This window comes from Sphingobacterium sp. N143 (genome assembly GCF_030325625.1).
Classification (GTDB): Bacteria; Bacteroidota; Bacteroidia; order Sphingobacteriales; family Sphingobacteriaceae; genus Sphingobacterium.
This window is the reverse complement of the sequence record NZ_JACAIS010000006.1, coordinates 158,954-180,881: the sequence shown is the minus strand read 5'-3', so window position 1 is coordinate 180,881 and position 21,928 is coordinate 158,954. Positions and strand designations below refer to the sequence as shown.

The following is a 21,928-nucleotide window of genomic DNA, read 5'->3' as shown; positions in this document are numbered from 1 at the left end:
AAACCAGACTAAAAATGCAGAAAACATTACTAATCAGTATGGCATTGGGTCTCTCATACCCTACTTGGGCTAATGTGGAGCATAATTATGCCAAATTGACCAAAGAGACGCAATCTGTTGCAGTCCAGTCGACCGTAAAAGGGGTGGTCAGGGACAAGCATGGAGCCGCGATGCCTGGGGTGACGGTCACCAACCTTGCTAACCAAAAAACGACTTCAACAAACGCTTCGGGTCAGTTCAGCATCGATGCCAGTGCCGGCCAAAAACTCAAGCTGACACTCGTGGGATATCAGGAACAGACCCTTACGGTTACAGGATCGGATATCCAAGTCGTGATGGAATCCAAAGACACCGAACTGGAAGAAGTGGTGGTGGTGGGCTATGGTACGCAGAAAAAAGCCAACCTCACCGGGGCGGTGGATCAGGTTGGCTCGGAGGTGTTCGAAGGCCGTGTGCTCGGAAATGCAAGCCAGATGCTGCAAGGGGTAATTCCCAATTTGAATGTAACACCTGCGGACGGTAAACCTAACCGTGCCCCAGGTTTCAATATACGGGGTACCACCTCCATTGGACAGGGGGGAAGTGCCCTGATTCTGATTGACGGGGTAGAAGGGGATCCGGCTTCACTCAATCCCAATGACATCGAAAATGTTTCGGTACTGAAAGATGCTTCTTCTTCGGCCATCTACGGTTCAAGGGGGACCTTTGGGGTGGTACTGATCACGACCAAGAGAGCCAAATCGGGCCGCTCCTCGATCAACTATTCGGGAAGTGGATCTTTTCAGAAACCGATCGCAAGACCTAATTTCGTCACCGACGGTTATGAATATGCCTCTCATTTCTTTACCGCCTATAATGCCTGGAACAATTATTCTTCCATCCCGAGCAAGTTGAACAAAACGCAGATTTTTACAACCGACTGGCTCGAAGAATTCAAACGTCGCAAAGAGCAGGGCATCACGGAGGAAATCACGGTTGACGATAAGGGCAATTATGTGTACTACGGCAATGAAGACTATTATGGCACTTTGATCAAAGACAATACCTTTGTGCAGGACCATAACCTGTCGGTCAGCGGCAATTCGGAAAAGCTGGACTACTACATTTCTGGCCGTGCCTATGACTATAACGGCATGTACCGCTACAACAGCGATAAATATAAGACATACAATACCCGGGCAAAAGCTGGCCTGCAGGTCAACGACTGGTTGCGCGTCAGCAATAATATCGATTACAACTATGCCAAATACCGGGACCCGACGACAGCAGGTGAAGGTGGAAACATCTGGCGTAATATCGCCGATGAAGGACACCCTTCTTCGCCAATATTCAATCCCGATGGCTCACTCAGCTTCTCGGCAGCCTATTCGGTGGGGGATTTTATCTATGGTAAAAACCGCACGGATAGCGAAAATAGGGACCTCCGCAATACCACTTCCTTTGAAACGAAATTCCTGAACAATACCCTGCGGATCAAGGGGGACCTGACGTTTAGAAACCGCGATTTCAACTCGGTGCGTGTCCGTGTTCCGGTACCTTACAGCACCCAGGAAGGTAAGATCCTGAAGCTGGAAACAGCCATGAACAACAATATCTATCAGGTGGACCAAAAATGGAAGTACCTCTTTGGTAACCTCTACGGTGAGTACGAGAAAACCATAGGTGACCATTATTTCAAGGGCTTGCTGGGCTACAACTATGAGCAGCGGGTCTATCATTCGAACTACATTAACAAAACGGGGCTCCTGACGGAAAATGTGGACAACATCAACCTGGCCCTGGGCCAGAATACCACGGCCACGGCAGGATATAACAAGTACCGGAATGTGGGCGTGTTCATGCGGGCCAACTATATTTTCAAAGATCGCTACTTATTTGAATTTAATGGCCGCTATGACGGTTCCTCCAAATTCCCGGTCAACCAGCAATGGGCATTTTTCCCTTCCGCATCTGCGGGATGGCGCATCTCGGAAGAACCCTTCTTCACCGTGGACAAACGGATTGTGTCGGACTTAAAACTCCGCGCTTCTTATGGTTCGCTCGGAAATGGAAATGTGGACCCGTATTCGTATATGGACCTCTACGAGATCAAGATCATGGACCGTCTGCTGAACGGACAGAAACCTTCGTATACCGAGGTGCCCAAGGTGATTCCTGACAACCTGACCTGGGAAACAGCCCGTACGGCCAATTTTGGTATTGACTTTTCATCGCTCGATGGCCGCTTGACTTTCACCGGGGATATGTACCAACGTAAGACTCTCAACATGTACACCTTCAGTGCGGTACTGCCGGATATTTTTGGAGCCCAGTCTCCCAAAGGTAACTATGCGGATATGACCACCAAGGGTTTTGAGCTGAGCGTAGCCTACAAGGACCGATTTGAATGGAACAACAGTCCCTTCAATTGGTCGGTGAAAGCAACCTTGGCCGATTACAGGTCCACCATTGACCGCTACGAGAATAAAGAAGGATTACTGCAGACCGACCGTAACCAAACGGACCGCTATTATGAAGGTCAGCAACTGGGTGAAATCTGGGGCTATGTGACACAGGGTCTATTCCAGAATCAGGCGGAAATCGACGCAGCACCAACCCAAAAGGTGATCAAATCCTCCAATTCGGGGATCATCTACCCGGGTGACGTGCGCTTTGCCGACCTCAATGGCGATGGTGTGATCGACTATGGCAACAATACCATCTATAGCCACGGCGATAAGACCATCATCGGTAATTTCGAACCGCGCTATATCTATAGCTTCAACATCAATATGGACTGGAAGAATGTTTATTTCTCGACTTTCTTCCAAGGGGTGGGAAAACAAAACTGGTACCCGAGCAACGAGTCTATTTTCTGGGGGCAGTACAACAGGCCATACAACAACCTGCCTGAATGGCACCTCAATAATTATTGGACCGAAGACAATCCGAACGGTTATTTCCCACGCTATGCGGGTTACAACGAGTCAATCAAGGCAACGCCACAGACCCGCTACCTGCAGAACATCGCTTATATCCGTATGAAAAATATCCAGATCGGGTATAGCTTCCCGAAATCGGTGACTTCCAAACTGAAGATCAGCAGCCTGCGTGCCGGACTGTCAGGCGAAAACCTCTGGACCTGGTCTCCGCTCTATAAGAAGACCAAAGATCTGGATGTGGGCAACTTGCTGAAATCGGATCCGGATGTGAGTAGTTCCAATAGTGGCGACGGATTCAACTATCCGGTCATGAAGAGTATCAGTTTTAACTTATCCATTGGATTGTAATGTATTTTGAAATGAAAAGAATCTTATTTATACCTATGATAGCGGTTTTATTGAGTTCCTGTGAACTGAATGAGCTGCCCAAGGCATCGGCTACCGAAGAGGATATCTTTGGAACGGAAAACGGACTGCAGAATTACAGCAACTCCTTTTACCGCAATATCACTTCCCGGAGTGATGCCTTTAAGGGGGATGCCATGGCTGATTATGCGGCAGTAAATAGTCTCAATGATTTTATGGTAAACGGAGCTTATAGCGCCGAGATCAGTACCGATTGGACCTGGACCTCGCTGCGGAACATCAACCAGATGATCGTGAAATGTACAAGTCCCAACCTCAGTGATGCGGTTAAAAATAATTATATCGGCATTGCCCGCTTCTTTAGGGCCTGGTTTTACTTTGAAAAAGTGGTCCGTTTTGGAGATGTGCCATGGGTGGATCACCCTCTGAGTGTGGATGAAACGGATATCCTCAAAGCACCCCGGGATTCCAGGGAGCTGGTGATGAAACATATCATGGAAGATCTGGACTTTGCCTTTGCCAATATCACTGGTGATGGTGGTGATGGTACCTTGATCAATAAATGGACTGCATTGGGGCTGAAGACCCGTGTGGCACTTTTTGAGGGCACGTTTAGAAAATACCATCAGCTGAACCTGGCCACCAAACCGGAAGACTTCTTCAAGATGGCCGTCGATGCGGGAAAAATTTTGATGGAGACAGGCCCATATAGTCTGTATGTGGGCAGTGACCCGAAAATGTCACAACGCCAGCTTTTTATCAGCAACCAGCCGGTCAAACAGGAGGTCATGTTGGGCCTTGCATTCAGTAAGGACCAGGCGCTGCTCAATGATGCCAACTGGTGGTGGACTTCGGCAACCTATGGCCCACGTCTGAGCTTGGTACGCCCGTTTATCAATAGTTTCCTCAATGTGGATGGAACTCCTTATACGGACCGCCCCAATTATAAAACGGAAGAGTTCTTTGAAGAATGCCAAGACCGGGATTACCGCCTGGCACAATTGATCCGTACGCCTGGCTATACACGGGGTGGGGCAGCAGCGCCGCCAAACTTTGCCAGCTATACCTACACGGGATACCAGCCGATCAAGTATACCCTGGATGACCCGTATTACGACAATGGGGCCTACAATACCAATGCGGTACCTTTGATGCGCTATGCTGAAATCCTGCTGAACTATGCCGAGGCAAAACAGGAGCTTGGAACCTTAACAGATGCTGATTGGTCCAAAACCATTGGCGCTTTGCGTGCACGTGCTGGGATCACGAGTGGAAACAATACACTGCCGACAAAAGTGGATGCTTACCTGAAAAACACCTTCTTCCCGGATGTGAACAATCCAGTGCTGCTGGAAATCCGTCGCGAAAGACAAGTGGAGCTGGCCCTGGAAGGATTTCGTTTCAATGACCTGAAAAGATGGAAATTGGGACCATTGATGGCCAACCTGCCCTGGACGGGAATCTATGTGCCTGCCTTGGAGCAACTGATGGACCTGGATCACGATGGTACACCGGATGTGATCTTCTACGATGGAAGCAAAGAGGCATCATCCATCACCGCACCGAAAGGGGTGGCTAAAGTCGCTATCGGTGGAAAGGACAAAAACTTCCAGACGATGACGGCTGATAAGCACCTCGAATGGTATAAGGCGGTGCCAAGGACCTGGGATGCCAACAATAAGCAATACCTGTATCCGATCCCTGCGGCAGCAATTGTGAAAAACAACAACCTGACGCAGAATCCGGGCTGGACAAAATAAGGGCAGTCCCGGTTCTGATACTTGACATCCCCCTTCACGACAAAATGAAGGGGGATGTTTTTTACCTATCCCCAAACGATAAACCAATGAATCCGGCCGTTAATCCTGAAAGTTCTTTATGGACAACAGCGACCTTACGTTTCAATTTCTTCAGGTTTATTTCTCGGTGCATATCCAAATTTTGTGCCTCCGCGTAGCAGTATTTTACTGGAAATTAGTCAAAAAAAATTACCTTTAAGGGCGAAACATCGATTTTGCCCTTAAACCATCGATCACTTAATTGTCTAAAATGCAAACAAAAAATATCAAACGTAAAACAAAGACATGGTTACGCACCCTAGGCTGCTGTTCTTTTCTTTCACTCGTTGTGCTAAAAGGTTTTTCTCAGGCTAAGAGCGAGAAAGAGTATGTCGATTATGTCAACCCTTATATGGGCAATATCAGCCATTTGCTGGTGCCGACTTACCCGACGGTGCATCTGCCCAATAGCTTATTGCGGGTTTATCCCGAGCGCGGGGATTATACTTCGGACCGCCTGTTTGGCCTTCCGCTCATCGTGACCAGCCACCGGGGAAAATCGGCCTTTAACCTGAGCCCCATGGTGAAACTGCCCGAAAATCTAAAGCCAGTGCAGCTGTACAGTTACGATCAGGAGGAAATTCATCCGTATGCTTATGCTGTCCTGTTGGATCAGGAGGATATCCAGGTGGATTATGCGGTATCGCATCAGTCGGGGATGTATACCTTTACCTTTCCGGGGGCATCGGCAAAATACCTGCAGTTCAACTCACAGGATGGTAAGCTCCAATGGGATGGTGTGGGCCTTGCTGGTCAGCAGGATATTGGTAATGGTACCCGGGTGTATATCTATGCGGTACCGGAATCCAAACCTGTTGCGGTCAGTAAATTGCAGGGCGGGCAGTTGGAAAAAGCGACTGAAGCTTCAGGCAAAAACTCCTGCATCGTACTGCAGTTTGATCCTTCGGGAACAAGTTTAAAGATGAAATATGGTATTTCCTTTATCGATGTGGCACAGGCAAAGGCCAACCTGGAACGGGAAATTAAGGATTTTGATCAGCAGAAACTGAGCGAAACAGGCCGTAAGATCTGGAACCAGGCCCTTGGGAAAATTGCGGTCGAAGGTGAAAGTGAGTCCGATAAACATGTCTTCTATACTTCTTTGTACCGCACCTATGAGCGCCCGGTCAATATCTCCGAAGATGGCCGCTATTACAGTGCCTTTGACGGCAAGGTTCATCAGGACCAGGGAAAGCCGTTTTTTACGGACGATTGGATCTGGGATTCTTACCGTGCGCATCATCCCCTGCGTGTGCTCCTGGATCCGGAAAATGAAGCCTTGATCCTCCATTCATTTGTCCGGATGTCTGAACAGATGGCGCAGCCATGGCTGCCGACTTTTCCGGAAATTACGGGCGACAGCAGGCGCATGAATTCCAACCACGGCGTGGCCACTTTACTGGATGCGTACCGCAAAGGTATCCGCAATTTTGATATACAGAAAGCATATTTAGCGGCAAAAGGGGCGATTACCGAAAAGACCTTGGCCCCTTGGTCGGGTAAGCCTGCCGGAAAAATGGATGCCTTCTTTAAAGAAAAAGGCTATATCCCGGCCCTGCACCCGGGTGAGAAAGAAACCATTCCTGAAGTGCACGACTTTGAAAGACGGCAGCCGGTGGCGGTAACCCTGGGAACCTCTTACGACTTGTGGTGCCTGGCACAGCTGGCCAAAGAACTGGGGAAAACAGCCGATTACGACCTGTTTATGAAACAGTCGTTCAACTATAGAAACTTGTTCAATGAACAGACCAAATTTTTCCATCCCAAAGATGAGCAAGGTAATTTTATCATGCCTTTTGACTACGTCTTCTCGGGAGGACAGGGCGCCCGTGAATATTATGGTGAAAATAATGCCTGGATCTACCGCTGGGATGTACAGCACAACATCCCGGATCTGATCAAACTGATGGGGGGCAATGACTTGTTTATCCAGTACCTGGATGAGCTATTCCAGCAGCCACTGGGCAGGTCTAAATTTGATTTTTATGCGCAGCTTCCGGACCATACAGGCAATGTCGGCCAATTTTCCATGGCCAACGAACCGGCCCTGCATATCCCTTATCTGTATAACTATGCCGGTCAGCCCTGGATGACACAAAAACGTATTCATAAATTGCTGGGTGAATGGTTTAGAAATGACCTGATGGGCGTGCCCGGTGATGAAGATGGGGGCGGAATGTCAGCCTTTGTGGTCTTTTCACAGATGGGTTTCTATCCGGTCACACCCGGACTTACATCCTATAGCATCGGGTCGCCCTTCTTCCGGCAAGTGCGCATTGCTCTGCCCAACGGAAAATCTTTTGTGATTATCGGAAAGAATGCCTCAGCAAAAAATAAATACATCCAGTCAGCGACCTTAAATGGACAGCCTCTTGACAGCCCACAGTTGAATCATGAGGACATCCTGAAGGGCGGAACCCTGGAATTTGTCATGGGAGACAAGGCCAATAAAAGCTGGGGGCATTAACCCCATTTCAGCGGAGAGAACAATCCATGGCAGGGCATGGAGCAGGATCGCCGTTTTAGAGCATCAGTGGCGGCCTTGCCCGTCTAAAAAAGTCCATTGGTCTTCGGACCAATGGACTTTTTTTATGCAGCTCCCCAGTGGCAGTAAAGCTTTTGGCGGCAGGTATCCGTTATGCTGTGCAGCTGGGGCGGTACTGCGTTTCGCATGTGTGCTTGAAAGGAGCTCCATGGAAAAGAACGGGGGCCAACAGGCGTTTTATGCTATCGGTTGCACGAGTTTTTACCGTGAAAAAGTGACAGAAGTGTTTTTCTGTGAATTAAAACAATCGATTGCGCTATTCACGCAATCGATTTCGTTGGGCGGCGGTTTTGCTGACCGGGAATATCCCTCTAATTTAAGGACCTGAACTAGTCAATCTTAAACTGAACTGACAGACTCAATTTTACTAACTATTTAATTATGATTTCAACATTTACAAGTAACCAAAAGGTGAGCCTGCTTGCTATTGCTCTTCTTGTCGCGTCATCGCAACGTATGCATGCAACGGAAATGCCTACTGTATTTAAGAATTCCATCCATCTGGTTGATCAGGATCAGCTTGCGGGTAAAGTCACCGCTGCGGACGGCCCGGTTGTTGGCGCTACAGTAGCGGTCAAAGGAACTTCAGTATCCACTTCTACGGATGCCCAAGGTGCCTTTTCGATCAAGGCAAAGGCGGGTGATATTTTGGTGGTCACCAGTGTAGGGTATAAATCCCAGGAGGTGACGGTCACGGGCCGCACGGTTGCAGTGCAGCTCGAAAGCGACAATTCGGCACTGGAAGAAGTGGTCGTCGTCGGATTTGCCAAACAAAAGAAAGTGAACCTAACGGGTGCAGTACAGGCGATCACATCCAAAGACTTGGAGGATCGTCCGGTGACCAATGTTTCTTCTGCAATCCAGGGGAAATTTTCAGGGGTGACGATCAATCAAAGTTCGGGTCAGCCCGGTAAAGATAACGGAACCATCCGGATCCGTGGACTGGGGACCATCAACAATGCCAACCCTTTGGTGATCGTAGATGGTATCGAAAGTTCGATGAATAATATCAACCCCAATGATATTGAAAGTGTATCGGTACTGAAAGATGGTCCCAGTGCGGCCATCTACGGATCGAAAGCAGCCAATGGGGTCATCTTGATCACGACAAAAAAAGGAGCCAGTGGGAAACCCCAGTTGAACTACTCGGGTTATGCCGGGGTGCAGGATCCAACACGTTTGCCGGAATATATGAACTCGTATGACCATGCCCAGATCTTGAACGAAGCCCTTAAAAATGAGGGTAAGACGCTGCGCTTTTCAGATGAGGACCTCGAACTTTTTAAAAATGGGACCGACCCGGATGGACATCCCAACACCGATTGGTTAGGCTTATTGTACAATGGCTCGGGATTCCAGCAGTCGCACAACCTGCAGGTGACCGGTGGAACAGAGGATGTGCAATACATGGCCTCAGGTGGCTACCTGGGACAGAAAGGGGTGATCAAGATCGCCAACTCGGACCGCTACAACCTGCGTACCAATGTGGGGGCAAAGGTATCCGAAAGACTCCGGTTTGACCTGGGGCTGGCCTACAACTACCAACGGATCACCGAACCGGTCAATCCATATACCGGTGATATGGCGCAGATCTTCAGACAGGTCAATCGGATCCCGAATTTTATTCCTTACAAATATAGTAATGGGGTATATGGCCGGGGCAGTGATGGTAACCCGATCGCCTGGATGGACCAGGAATCGATGGATAACATGATCTACAAACATACGCAGGTCAATTTCTCGGGTGAATTCAAGATCCTGGAAGGGCTGAAGGTCAAACAGGTGATCGGCTTCCAGCCTATCGACAACATGTCGTCCAAATTTGTCAAAGATATCCAGTATTATGAGCAAAATGGAGACCTGGGACCTAAGCAAGGGGTAAACAATCTGACCGTGTATAACTTTCAGTCGGAACGGCTGACTTTCCAGACTTTGCTGACGTACGACAAAAAAATTGGTCAACATCAATTTAACCTCTTAGGCGGTTTTATGGATGAAACGTTCAAGGCTGATTTCTCAAGTGCTTATGCACAAGGGTTTTTGAATCATGATTTTTCGGAACTGAACCTGGGGAGCAAGGATGGGATGAAAGTGGATGGTGGTGCCCAAAAATTGATCTTAAGATCTTTCTTTGGCCGGATCAATTATGCTTTTGCCGATAAATATTTAGTGGAAGCAAATGTACGGCGCGACGGTACCTCACGTTTCTTGGGAAACAACCGTTGGAGTACATTCCCTTCTTTCTCTGCAGGATGGCGTATCTCCCAAGAAGATTTCTTTCAGGAATCCGCACTGGCCAATGCTATATCAGAGTTGAAATTGAGAGGGGGCTGGGGTAAATTGGGGAACCAGCAACTGGCAGCGACGACAGATAATGCCTATCCGTCTGCCGATGCTTATTACCCGGGAATATTTACCATTGCACCGGGATTCGGTTATCCCTTTGGTCCGGAGGTGAGCTCCGGAGGTGCCACCGTACAGTCGGCCAACCCTTTATTGCGCTGGGAAGCCACCACCAGTACCAACATTGGTATGGACCTCAACTTTAAAAACAACCTTGGCTTTGTATTCGAATATTTTGACCGTCGTACGGATGGTGTCCTGCTGAAACTTCCGGTTTCGAACCTCTATGGCTTACCGGCACCTTTCCAAAATGCAGGTAAAGTGCAAAATAACGGGGTAGAACTGCAGGTCAATTACAACAATAGCATAGGTGATTTCAAGTACAGCATTGCTGCCAATGGTTCGTACATCAACAATAAGATCAAAAAATGGGCAAGTGATGAAGCGCAGGTCAATGGTACATTTTACGTTTATGAACAGGGATTGCCGATCCGCTCTTTCTACGGCTATGAATCGGCCGGGATCTACCGCTCGGACGAAGAATATACCAATAGCGGTATCCTGGGGGTAAATGGTGACATTGGTGCCGGAGATATTATCTATAAGGATCAGAATGGCGATAAGAAGATCGACGGAAATGACCGTGTTTACCTGGGCTCGCCAGATCCGAAATATATCTTTGGTCTGACCACAAACATGAGTTACAAGAACTTTGACCTGAGCCTGTTCTTCCAGGGAGCCGCCAAAGTGAAGGGCTACCTTTGGGGGGAAGCCATCGGTGGTATCTCCGGATCGGACAAGCCAACGACAATCTATGCGGACCGCTTCAATGCGGAGACCAATCCAAATGGATCGATGCCGAGAGCGCTGACCAGCTGGTCACAAAACAACCCATCGGGTACCCCTTCAGACTTCTGGATCCAGAATGCAAGTTACCTGCGCCTGAAAAATATTACGTTTGGTTATACCCTGCCCAAGAGCTTTACCGATCGGATAGGCATCAAAGGTGCCAAGCTCTATTACAGCGGACAGAACCTGTTGACCTTTACTGGATTTGCGAAAGGATTTGATCCTGAAGCACCGGCAGATTCAAGAGGAAATTATTATCCGCAGGTAAAAACAAATGTCTTTGGTGTAAACGTAAACTTTTAATTGAAAAATCATGAAACTTAAAAATATAACAATCGCATTGAGCCTGGCAACATTGCTGTTTTCCTGTCAGAAGCTGGACCAGGAACCATTGGATGCCTTTAATGCTGATAATTTCTGGAAAACGGAGGCTGAGGCTGACTTTGCTGTTGCCGGTCTATATAGCGGGACCAGTTCGGATGGAAAACTTGTCGAGGGTTCGGCCTGGGAAGACGGTACCCAGATATTCTACATGGACTGTACCTCGGACAACTCCAACAGTGACTTCCCCTGGGAGGGCTTCCAGGCCCTGGGGAATGGTACGGCAACTCCGACCAATGCCGGAAATGCCGAATCCAGGTATTCCTACGAACATATCCGCCGGGCAAATTACATCCTGGAAAATATAGATAAAGCACCGATGGATGCCGAGAAAAGGAAACGCCTGATCGCCGAGGTACGTGTAATCCGTGCCTACCGCTATTTTGATATGGCAACCTTATTCGGAGCAGTGCCGATCGTGACCAAGACCCTGGCCAAAGAAGATGCCTTTATTCCGGCCAATACACAGCAGGAGGTGCTGGCCTTTGTCGAGAAGGAGCTGAAGGAGGCTGCGGCAGACTTGAGCTATACCGCTGGCGGTACGCGTATGACGAAAGGGGCTGCCCTCGGGTTGTTGGCACGCTGTTATGCTTTTCAGAAGAAGCACCAGGAAGTGATCAATACCACCCAGGAAATTATAGCTTCCGGAACGTACAAACTGTTTAACAATTATGCTGGCCTATTTGAAGAAACCAACGAAAACAATAGCGAGGTGATGATGAACATCGAGTACCTGATGAATGTTCAGGGCTATACCATGCTGGGTATTATGCTGCCCAATTCAATGGGTGGCTGGGGATCCATCGTGCCCACACAGAGCCTGCTGGACGCTTACGAAACTGCCGAAGGCAAGACCATCAAAGAATCCACATCGTATAATCCATCCAACCCTTATGATAAAAGAGATCCACGGCTGGCTGCCACGATTGTGTATCCCGGTGCATCCTACAATGGCAAGTACTTCGATCCGCTGAACCCAAAATCGAGCGATTTTCCATCGGCAGCTGATAATGCCTCGAGCACGGCCTACAACTACAGAAAATATATCCAGAACCCGAGCATCTATAAAAACTTATGGAATGTGGGTACCAATATCATTGTGATGCGCTATGCGGAGATGCTGCTGCTCAATGCCGAGGCCAAGATCGAATTGGGGCAGATCGACAACAGTGTCTACGAAGCTATTGACCAGGTCCGTGTGCGTGCCAGCATGCCGAAGGTGGACAAGACGCGGTACAGCGACCAGAATAAACTGCGGGAGCTTGTACGACGTGAGTTCCGTGTGGAACTGGCGGGCGAAGGCCGCCGCCGCTTTGACATCATCCGCTGGGGAATAGCGAAAGATGTCATGAATGGTCCAGTATATGGCGCCCTGTCAAAAGGAAAGGTAGATCCAAAAACAGGTAAAGTGACCTACAGTTCATTGACGGACCGCTTTTTCTCTGAAAACAGAACCTTCAAAGCAGGAAAAAATGAACTGTGGCCAATACCACAGGCAGTGATTGACAATAGCAAAGGAACATTGAAGCAAAATCCAGGGTATTAACCTGCTGAGATATGTGCTCAAATCTTAATTCTTGAGCTGAAGATCTGATCCGTTGCAACGGCTAAGCGAACTCGCTTAGCCGTTTTTTTTTGCCTACTGTGTTTTTTTATAAATTATTTATGGAAAAGACAAAAATTGTCATCTTATATAAAAGCCAGGTGAAGGAAAATGATCTTAGTGATTTTTTTTCTGCGCATATAAACTGTATAAACTTAAATAGATGCGGAGTACATTTCTTACGTTATTGGCTATCGTAGCCTGTATTTTGGTATTGAATAGGCTGGTCTATGATGAAAGCCCTGTTCCTGGTCATGCCGAGCTGCTGGCGGAGACTAATCGCTTTAAAAAGGTAGTTTCCAGCATCGCAATGGTGGATAGCAATTTTTCGGATCTACAGGGGCTGGACAGCCTCTTTAGAACTAAACGGATTTTGGTACTGGGCGAAATGCGCCATGATGATGGCGAGACTTTTCGGGCCAAAGCCAGGCTGATCCGCTGGCTGCATGAGCAACTGGATTATCAGATTGTGCTCTATGAAGCCGGACAGTATGATATGTGGGTGATGAACCGGGAAATGGAAACACCGACCATGCTGGTTCCTGAAATTGAACGGCCTGGTCTCGGTTTATTTTATTTCTGGTGGCGAACGCAGGAAAACAGGCCGCTCATGGCGTATTACCAGCAATCCAAACGAAGCGCCAACCCGATCACCCTGGGAGGATTTGATATTCAGTTTTCGGGTGGGGCATTGCGTGATCAGCGGGGCCAGCTGCTGGAAGCGTACTGCCGTAAAAATAAGATCAATCTCGACAGCTACCCCATGTTGCAGCAACAGCTCAAGAAGCTGTATTATCTGGCTTCTGCCCTATATGCCGATAGACAGCTGGATTCATCAGCAAAAAAGCAGTTTTTGAGTGAGCTGGAGGGATTGGAAAAAGCAGTACAGGCTTTGGCACAGGATGAACAGCAGCAGGTCTATGCGAAGTACCTGGCCGATATGCGGAATAATTTGAAAAGAACCTGGCAGCATGCTGCGGGTTCATTGTCCAGTATGCATATCCGTGATTCGCTCATGGCACAAAATCTATGTTATCAGCTGGATTCGCTGTATGCTGGTAAAAAAGTGATCCTCTGGTGTGCCAATATACATGCTTTTTCGGCACCTTACAATAAGGAATACCGGCCTTTGGGGGCTTATCTCAAAGAGAGGTACGGTGAACAGGCTTATATGCTGGGATTTAGTTCTTACGGAAGATCTGCCGATCACGGCCGCCTGCTGGACAGGCCCGGTAAACTGGCTGTGGAAAATGTTTTTCATGCGGCAGGATCACCTTATTTCCTGTTGGATCTGCAGGGACTGCCAGATCAGTCCCGATTCAAACAGTCTTTTGTTTCCATACTGAACCAGCAAATTGCGGAAGATAGGAAATGGAGCGACTTCTTTGACGGTATTTTCTATATAGACATCAATAAAAAACCTACTTATTCCGAACAATAATGGCGAGTATCAGCACACATCAACTTCATTTTAAAATCGGTTCAAAAACCATTTTAAATCATATCGACTTACATGTGCCCGACAAAAGTATTTATGGATACTTGGGACGGAATGGGGCCGGAAAATCTACAACCATCAAACTGCTTTTAGGACTCCTTCAGGATCATGCGGATGCTATCTTTATTCAGGGCCATAGCCTCAGGTCTAACCCTACAGCGATTCATGCGCAGGTCGGAAACCTGATCGAAGCTCCTTGTTATTATACCAAACTGACGGTTTTTGAAAATTTAAAGTACTTGGATATTATTCATAAAAAGGGAAACAAGCGTATCGATGCGGTGCTTGAAATGGTTGATCTCCATCGGGAGAAAAAGAAAAAGGCCAGTGCGCTGTCCATGGGCATGAAGCAGCGTCTCGGAATTGCCATGGCTATTTACCATGACCCGCAGCTGCTGATTCTGGACGAACCCCTGAATGGGCTTGATCCGCAGGGAATCGCCGACATGAGGAACTTGTTTCGCCAGCTCCATGAGCAGGGAAAAACGATATTTCTTTCGAGCCATATCCTGAGTGAACTGGAAAAAATCGCTACCCATATTGGTATCATCGAAAATGGGACAATGATCTTCCAGGGGACAAAAAATGAATTATTGAGTCGTGTAGAGCGAGATGTACTGTTACGTACCGCCGATCCGGGGCATGCAGCTGCGGCGCTGCGGATATTGGGTTTTCCCGTTTCGGACCGGGACAAGGACAGCCTTGTCGTCCAAGTCAAGGACGATCAGCAGTTTGACCAGATGATCAAATGTCTCGTCCAGCAGGGGGTAGACATCTATGCGGCCGAATCTCATTCGGCAGATCTTGAACAGATTTTTATCAACTTAATCGCCATGTCCAATGACTGATACATACTATACCGCCTTCTTATCAGAGCAATATAAGCTCCTGCGGAACCGGCAGATTTTCGGGCTGCTGCTCGTTCCTGTACTGCTCATCCTTTTGATTGATGGGTATATTGTCTATGAGCTGGTCAGCTCGGGAACCGTAAGCACTGTGCCCAATCCCTGGAAGGTACTCCTCGGACGGTACGTCTTTCAATTTTTTTATCTATTGTATCCATTGCTGGTAGCGCTGTTTGTACATGCCTGCTGTGATGTGGAATATAAAAATAACAATTACAAAATACTGTTTACATTGCCTATTTCTAAAGCGAACATATTCTTTTCCAAAGCTTTATTGATCTTGTTGACGGTTTTGTTTTCTGTACTATTGGCCTATGCGACATTTTTGATCAGCGGCTATGTCTTCAGTATCTGCTATCCGGAGCTGGGCTTTCAGCATTACGATTATCGTGCTGTCATCTTTTATACATTTCTGAAACTTTTGATCACACTGTCGGCTATCGCGATGTTGCAGCTGGCATTGAGCCTGCTGCTTCGAAATTTTATTTACCCCATCGGAGTGAGTATGTTGATGCTGGTATGCTCGATCATGGTGGCACAGAAAAAATTTGCCGACTTTATTCCCTACACCGGCGCCTATAAAGCATTTGCGAATATCATGAATGAACAGGATTCATTTGAACGGCTTGATTATAGCAATATAGCGATGATCGCTTTGTTTATGCTGATCAGTTTCTTCCTTTTTCGGCGCAAAGGGCAGTTTTAGCAGGAGCCCTACCTGGTCACTTAATCCGGAAGCAATGGGGATTAGCTGGGCTAATTAATGAAAAAATAGCATACCAGGGCTCCTTTTCAGAAAATTGATTTGAATTATTGGGGTGAAGTGACTAACTTCATGGTTGAAATAATCAATTATGGACATACATCAAAACCTGCCCGAGAATGAACTCTTGCGTTTGCTCCGCTGTGGAGATATGCAGGCTTTTGATGTCCTGTACCGCCGTTATAGCCAGATTATTTACGGCAATATCCTGCGATTTCTGAAAGATGAAACTGTGGCCGAGGACCTGCTGCAGGATGTCTTTGTGCGGATCTGGGAGAATAGGCTCAAGATCGACCCTGAGCAGTCTTTTGCCGCTTTTCTGTTTACCTGTTCACGTAATATTACCTTTAATTTTAAAAGACGCCTGAAATTGGAAATGGAATCGGCCGTACAGCTGGCCTATGGTGCCATGGAAGGAGAAAACACCATTGACCGGGCATTGGATTCCAAAGAAGCCATGCTATGGATCGAACAGATCCTGAATAAGCTGCCCAGTCAGCGCCAGAAAATATTCCGGCTCTCCAAGCTGGAAGGGAAGAGCTATCAGGAGATCGCCGAAGAAATGGGGATCTCGGTATCAACGGTCCGGGACCATATCGTCAAAGCCAATAAATTTATCCGCAGTACAGCCTTAGCCGACAACGGATTGTCTGCCCTGCTCTTGGCATTTTTGTTATTTTCAACAAATTGAAAAAAAATCATACAAAGAGCAGACCTTTATTTTTTTTGAGGTGTATTTACATGAAAATACATCAAGGTGGATACCAATAAATCTAAAATAGACCAATTACTACAACAGTATAAAGAAGGAAACTGTTCGCCGGAAGAAATTGCCTGGTTAAAGGCGGCACTTTCAGATGCGGACAATGATGAGGCGATTGATGCGGCCCTTGTGGCTAGTTTATTGGAACCATCCTTCGCCGCAGAGAATCGGGAAGCCCAGCTGGAGAAGACACTTGAAAATATCAAAAAACAGATTCTGGCAACTGCGTCTATTCCTCGGGAGCAAACGGAGGAGGAGTCTGTATTGGCTGATATTCCGCCAGTACGACAGTCCCGGTTTAGGGCTGTATGGCCTTATTGGGCAGCTGCCGCTGCTGTTCTGTTGGTTTTCTCCTTATTCTTATGGACACCACGGAGGGGACCTTCCGAAGAACAGCTCATGGCTGGCAGTGGAAGGGATACAAGTGAGGAATTGGTGCTACCAGGTGGCAATAAGGCAACACTCCGTCTGGCAGATGGTAGCCTTGTGCAGCTCAATGACAAGGCCGCGGGCATTATCATGGGGGATGAAATCCGCTATGATAATGGACAGGCAATCGCTGGAGGAAAACAGGGCCAGGCTGCCGCAGATCCAAGCAAAGTACTGCTGGAGCTCAGTACACCCGAGGGCGGCATGTACCACATTACCCTGCCCGATGGGACCAAAGTATGGCTCAATGCGGCTTCTTCCTTGAAGTACCCCGTCAGATTTGCGCAAAACGAACGGAAAGTGTTCGTGGAAGGTGAAGCTTTTTTTGAAGTGACAAAAGATGCCTCCCGACCGTTTAAAGTAAGGAGCAGCGGCCAGGATATTGAAGTGCTGGGAACATCCTTCAACGTGAATGCTTACCCCGAAAATACAACGATCAGAACAACCCTGATCACTGGAAAAGTGAAACTGTACAACGATGGCAAAAGCTCAGGCCCCGTGTACCTGCAACCGGGCCAGCAATCCAGCAACGACCAAGGCAATATTAAGGTGAAGCAGGTGGATACAGCCCCTTTCATTGCCTGGAAGGAAGGACTCTTCTATTTTGAGGAGACACCAATGGAGGAGGCGCTCCAGCAGATTGGCCGCTGGTACAATGTAGCCGTAAATTATAGTTCGGGGATTCCTCAGACCCATTTCTATGGCCGGATAAAACGAAATAAACCATTGCACGAGGTGCTCGAAATATTAGCCGAAGGTGGCCTCTACTTTAAACTGGACAAGTCACAGGGAAAACAGACACTAGAGGTGAGCCCGGCAGACCAACGATAGGATCGATGCAGTAGAAATGATAACAAAAAGTAACCTGGAAAAATGTAAAAACTTATCATAATCCTAAATAATATGAAGACAAAGCTGATCATGAAACCCACCTAAGGGTGGGCGGAAGTATAGGTATCACAAGAAAGGCAGTGCTGGGGGGCACTGCCTCGAATGGATGCATGTACTTATAGTCGTTGCCCGAGGGCAATCTGTTGATAACCATTTATAATAACATACAAACCATACAAACATATGATTTTTTATCCATTTGTTAGGCTACACCCGTGGAGTTTAACTTTACGCAGTATACTGATTATGAAATTGATCGTACTCATTTCCTTACTGACCATGATGCAGGCTTTTGCCGAAGGAAATGCACAGACCATAAATTTAACCGCCAGGCAGGTCACCCTCAATCAGGTGATGCTGAGTATTCAGAAACAGAGTGGTGTCAACTTCTTTTTAAATGGCAAGGCCCTGGCCCAGACGCGCTTGTCTGTCAATATCAAACATGCGAAGCTGGAAGATGCCATGAATGCTATCGTGGCCCCGCTGGATCTGGACTGGGTCAAAAAAGATGAGGTCATCATCATTAAACCGAAAAAAAGAAGGGCGGCTGCCGAGCCGAAGGAGCTGCTGCAGAAAACGATTACGGGCAGGGTGGTGAATGCCAAAGGACAGGCGATTGCGGGTACCACCATTACGGTAAAAGGCAGTTCGATATCCACCACCTCGGATCAGGATGGCCGTTTTTCCATTCCATTGTCCGGCGCAATGGCGACCCTGGTCTTTTCAAACATCGGCTACCAGCGGCTTGAAAAGACTGTCGGGGATACCGCCGAACTGCAGATTGTGTTGCAGGAGGAGGTGAGTGGTCTGGACGAAGTGGTGGTGGTGGGCTATGGCAGCCAAAAGCGGGCAAATGTAATCGGTGCGGTATCTACCGTGAATGGAAGCTCCCTGGAAAACCGGTCCACATCGACCTTAACCTCTTCGCTGGCGGGCTTGGCAGCAGGGGTGAATGTGCAGACGACCACAGGTAAACCGGGAGCAGATGGTGCCAATATCCTGATCCGCGGGAAAGGCACGCTAAACAATACTTCACCCTTGGTGGTGATCGATGGAATCGTGGGTTCGATGGATGCGGTAAACCCAAATGATGTGGAGTCCATCTCCATTCTGAAGGATGCCGCCACAGCAGCAATCTATGGCTCATTGGGATCCAATGGGGTCGTAGTCATCACGACAAAGAAAGGGGCCAAGGGCAAAAATAATGTATCCTATACGGGCATGGTATCCATGCTGCGGCCGAATAATGTACCGGAGTTCATTACGGATTATGCACGGCATATGCGCCTTGTCAATGAGGGGTTCACCAATTTGGGGCAGGCGGCAGTATACACCGACGCAACCATCAAGCTGTGGGAGGAGGCCAGGAAAAATCCTGCCGGTTTGACAGAATTTGGGATCCCGAATGAAGTTGCCTACCCCAATACCAATTGGGGAGATGTGCTGTTCGGGCAGCGTAAGCTCCTGCAGAACCATAACCTCTCCCTCAACGGTGGAACCGACAATACGCAATACCTCTTTTCGGTCGGCTATTTCAACAATCCTGGGACGATGCCCGAAACGGGAGCCGACAAGATCCGGATGCGGGTAAACCTGCAGTCCAAGGTCGCCAAATTCCTCACGGTAGGAACACAGACCTTCGGCGATATGCAGAACATGAGTGTCGCCGATGTGGGCACCGCCTATTCCTACCTGACACAGACCGTGCCGGGGGTATATCCTTATTATAATGGGGTATATGGCTTTCCGGCTGCCGCTGAAGAGTCGGCAACAGCCAACAATGCCCTCGCATTCCTGAACGGTATAGGGGGCAGGAATCAGGTTAATCGCTTCAATACCACGATTTTTGCAAAACTTAACCTCATGAAAGGGCTGGAGTTTGAATCGAAGGTAAATTACAACCACAGCTATACCGAATTTAATTCGCATCTGGTGCCTTATGAAAAATGGAATTTTGCAACCAACAAACTCAGTACGGCGGCCTTGTCACCAGGACAGATCACCACGCAATATGGGCTCACCAAAAGCTATAATGTGATCATCGACAATGTGCTGCGCTATAATGGCTCCTTTGGGAAACATGATGTAGGCGGAATTGTCGGTTACAACGAGCAGTATTTCAATCAGTATAACAACAATGCGGCTATGTTGGGGCTTGTGCACCCGGATTTGACGACCTTTAATTCGGCCATGACCATGAGCTCGATTACGGGCGATGAGTTTGATTATGGCTTGCGTTCGTTTTTTGGACGGGCCAACTATGCTTACAACAACAAATACCTGGCCGAGGCTGTATTGCGTTATGATGGTTCCTCAAGGTTTGGAACGGCCAAACGCTGGGGATTCTTCCCGGCATTCTCCGCCGGCTGGCGTATTTCGGAGGAACCTTTTATGGCACCATTGAAATCTGTCGTGGACGACCTGCGCTTGAGGGCTTCCTGGGGGAAGACAGGAAACAATGCCTCGCCGGGAAACTACGACCACCTGCCTTCTTATGGCACAGTCAATTATTCGTTCAACAACCAGGCGATCCGTGGGCTGGCACAGACCAAACTGGGCAACGATATGCTGCACTGGGAAACCACCACAACGACAAACCTAGGCTTTACGGCCACAGCCCTGCAGGGAAAGCTCAATGTGGAATTTGATATCTACCGGGCATTTACCGATGGAATATTGTTTGTGCCTACGATCCCGGCTACCACAGGGACTGCGGCTGCGGCAACGATGAATATCGCTGAAGTGAGCAAGCGCGGTCTCGAACTGACCCTGAGCTATCAAAATCGGATCAATGACTTTAAATATAGTGTTTCGGGTAACTTTGCCTACAATACCAATCGGGTAGAAAAATACAAAGGCCTCCTTTCCGAAGGTTACGTCAGCGATGCGGCAGGCAATCAGGTGTACCAGTCCAATATCGGGATGGTATCCAGTGGTACCAACCAGCGTATCATCGAAGGACATGAAATCAATGAGTTCTACCTGTACAATGTCTATAAAGGATCCGGAAACCATTTTATGGCAGATGGTAGCGTTAACAAAGACGGGGGGCCTCAGGACGGTATGATCCGGACCGAACAGGATATGGAATGGCTAAAAGCCATGGTTGCCGCAGGCTATTCGTTTCAACCTGCTGATGGGATAGACCCCACCAAGATATGGTACGGGGATCTGATCTATTCGGATCTCAATGGCGACGGTGTCTATGGAAATGTCTACGATCAACAATTTACAGGAAAAAGGGCAACTCCGGCATTCAATTACGGACTGAGTGTCAACCTGGCCTACAAGGGGTTTGATGCTTCGATGATCTGGTCGGCTTCTTCCGGAATGGCTTATTACTGGAATGAACTGTACCTCAATTCCTCCATTGTGGCCCAGGGTAAGTCTGTACCGGCGCTGGTGGCAGACGATCATTATTATTATAATGCCGCCAACCCCGCAGATCCCAACAATCGCATCGATGGCCACTATCCACGGCTGAAAGGCGTCACTGATGCCCAGAATGGACGGACGAGCAATTTTTACCTCTACAATTCGTCCTTTGTGAAACTGCGCAACCTTCAGCTGGGGTATACCCTTCCCGAAAGTGTGGCCAGCCGTTTCTCGATTGCCAAGCTGCGGATTTATCTGGCTGGCGAAAACCTGCTGACCTGGACCAAGTTTCCGGGATTGGACCCGGAGATCGGGCCAGCTTCCAATGATCCGAACATCATCAATTCTTCTGTGGTAAACTACCCTACCATGCGGCAGTATTCGCTGGGGGTGAACCTCACGTTTTAATCTGAGCTGAACAGGATGTTCATGGCATGAGCAGACCTGATGGCGGCAGG

The 21,928-nt window shown here is 48.1% G+C and carries 12 protein-coding genes; all 12 read left to right on the top strand.

The genetic code is table 11. From position 1 onward, the window contains the following. Positions 1-14 precede the first annotated feature (14 nt). The 12 genes from HX021_RS13170 to HX021_RS13115 all read left to right on the top strand — a co-directional run bounded on the left by HX021_RS13170 (position 15) and on the right by HX021_RS13115 (position 21,878). On the top strand, positions 15-3,269 hold the full coding sequence (locus tag HX021_RS13170; protein WP_286590855.1) for a SusC/RagA family TonB-linked outer membrane protein: 3,255 nt from the start codon (positions 15-17) through the stop codon (positions 3,267-3,269). Between the two features lie 11 nt (positions 3,270-3,280). After that, positions 3,281-5,047 carry a RagB/SusD family nutrient uptake outer membrane protein gene (locus HX021_RS13165; RefSeq protein WP_286590854.1) on the top strand — a complete coding sequence of 589 codons (1,767 nt, stop codon included), beginning with the start codon at positions 3,281-3,283 and terminating at the stop codon, positions 5,045-5,047. Positions 5,048-5,336: 289 nt separating this feature from the next. Beyond that, positions 5,337-7,592 carry a GH92 family glycosyl hydrolase gene (locus tag HX021_RS13160; RefSeq protein WP_286590853.1) on the top strand — a complete coding sequence of 752 codons (2,256 nt, stop codon included), beginning with the start codon at positions 5,337-5,339 and terminating at the stop codon, positions 7,590-7,592. Further along, positions 7,552-7,998 carry a hypothetical protein gene (locus tag HX021_RS13155; protein ID WP_286590852.1) on the top strand — a complete coding sequence of 149 codons (447 nt, stop codon included), beginning with the start codon at positions 7,552-7,554 and terminating at the stop codon, positions 7,996-7,998. The genes HX021_RS13160 and HX021_RS13155 overlap by 41 nt, the downstream gene beginning before the upstream one ends. A 53-nt stretch (positions 7,999-8,051) precedes the next feature. Then, on the top strand, positions 8,052-11,165 hold the full coding sequence (locus HX021_RS13150) for a SusC/RagA family TonB-linked outer membrane protein (protein ID WP_286590850.1): 3,114 nt from the start codon (positions 8,052-8,054) through the stop codon (positions 11,163-11,165). A gap of 10 nt (positions 11,166-11,175) precedes the next feature. Next, a complete protein-coding gene (locus tag HX021_RS13145; RefSeq protein WP_286590849.1) occupies positions 11,176-12,789 on the top strand; it encodes a RagB/SusD family nutrient uptake outer membrane protein in 1,614 nt (537 codons plus the stop codon). Positions 12,790-13,009: 220 nt separating this feature from the next. Next, positions 13,010-14,287, top strand: coding sequence for an erythromycin esterase family protein (locus tag HX021_RS13140; protein ID WP_286590848.1), 1,278 nt, complete (start codon positions 13,010-13,012; stop codon positions 14,285-14,287). Then, the gene (locus HX021_RS13135; RefSeq protein ID WP_286590847.1) at positions 14,287-15,192 is read left to right on the top strand and encodes an ABC transporter ATP-binding protein; all 906 of its coding nucleotides are present in this window, start codon (positions 14,287-14,289) and stop codon (positions 15,190-15,192) included. The genes HX021_RS13140 and HX021_RS13135 overlap by 1 nt, the downstream gene beginning before the upstream one ends. Continuing rightward, complete coding sequence (locus HX021_RS13130; protein WP_286590845.1) at positions 15,185-15,955, top strand: ABC transporter permease; 771 nt, start codon at positions 15,185-15,187, stop codon at positions 15,953-15,955. The genes HX021_RS13135 and HX021_RS13130 overlap by 8 nt, the downstream gene beginning before the upstream one ends. 148 nt (positions 15,956-16,103) lie before the next feature. Further along, the gene (locus tag HX021_RS13125; RefSeq protein ID WP_286590844.1) at positions 16,104-16,703 is read left to right on the top strand and encodes an RNA polymerase sigma-70 factor; all 600 of its coding nucleotides are present in this window, start codon (positions 16,104-16,106) and stop codon (positions 16,701-16,703) included. Between the two features lie 66 nt (positions 16,704-16,769). Next, the gene (locus HX021_RS13120) at positions 16,770-18,035 is read left to right on the top strand and encodes a FecR family protein (RefSeq protein ID WP_286590843.1); all 1,266 of its coding nucleotides are present in this window, start codon (positions 16,770-16,772) and stop codon (positions 18,033-18,035) included. 306 nt (positions 18,036-18,341) lie between these two features. Beyond that, positions 18,342-21,878 carry a SusC/RagA family TonB-linked outer membrane protein gene (locus HX021_RS13115; protein WP_286590841.1) on the top strand — a complete coding sequence of 1,179 codons (3,537 nt, stop codon included), beginning with the start codon at positions 18,342-18,344 and terminating at the stop codon, positions 21,876-21,878. Positions 21,879-21,928 lie beyond the last annotated feature (50 nt).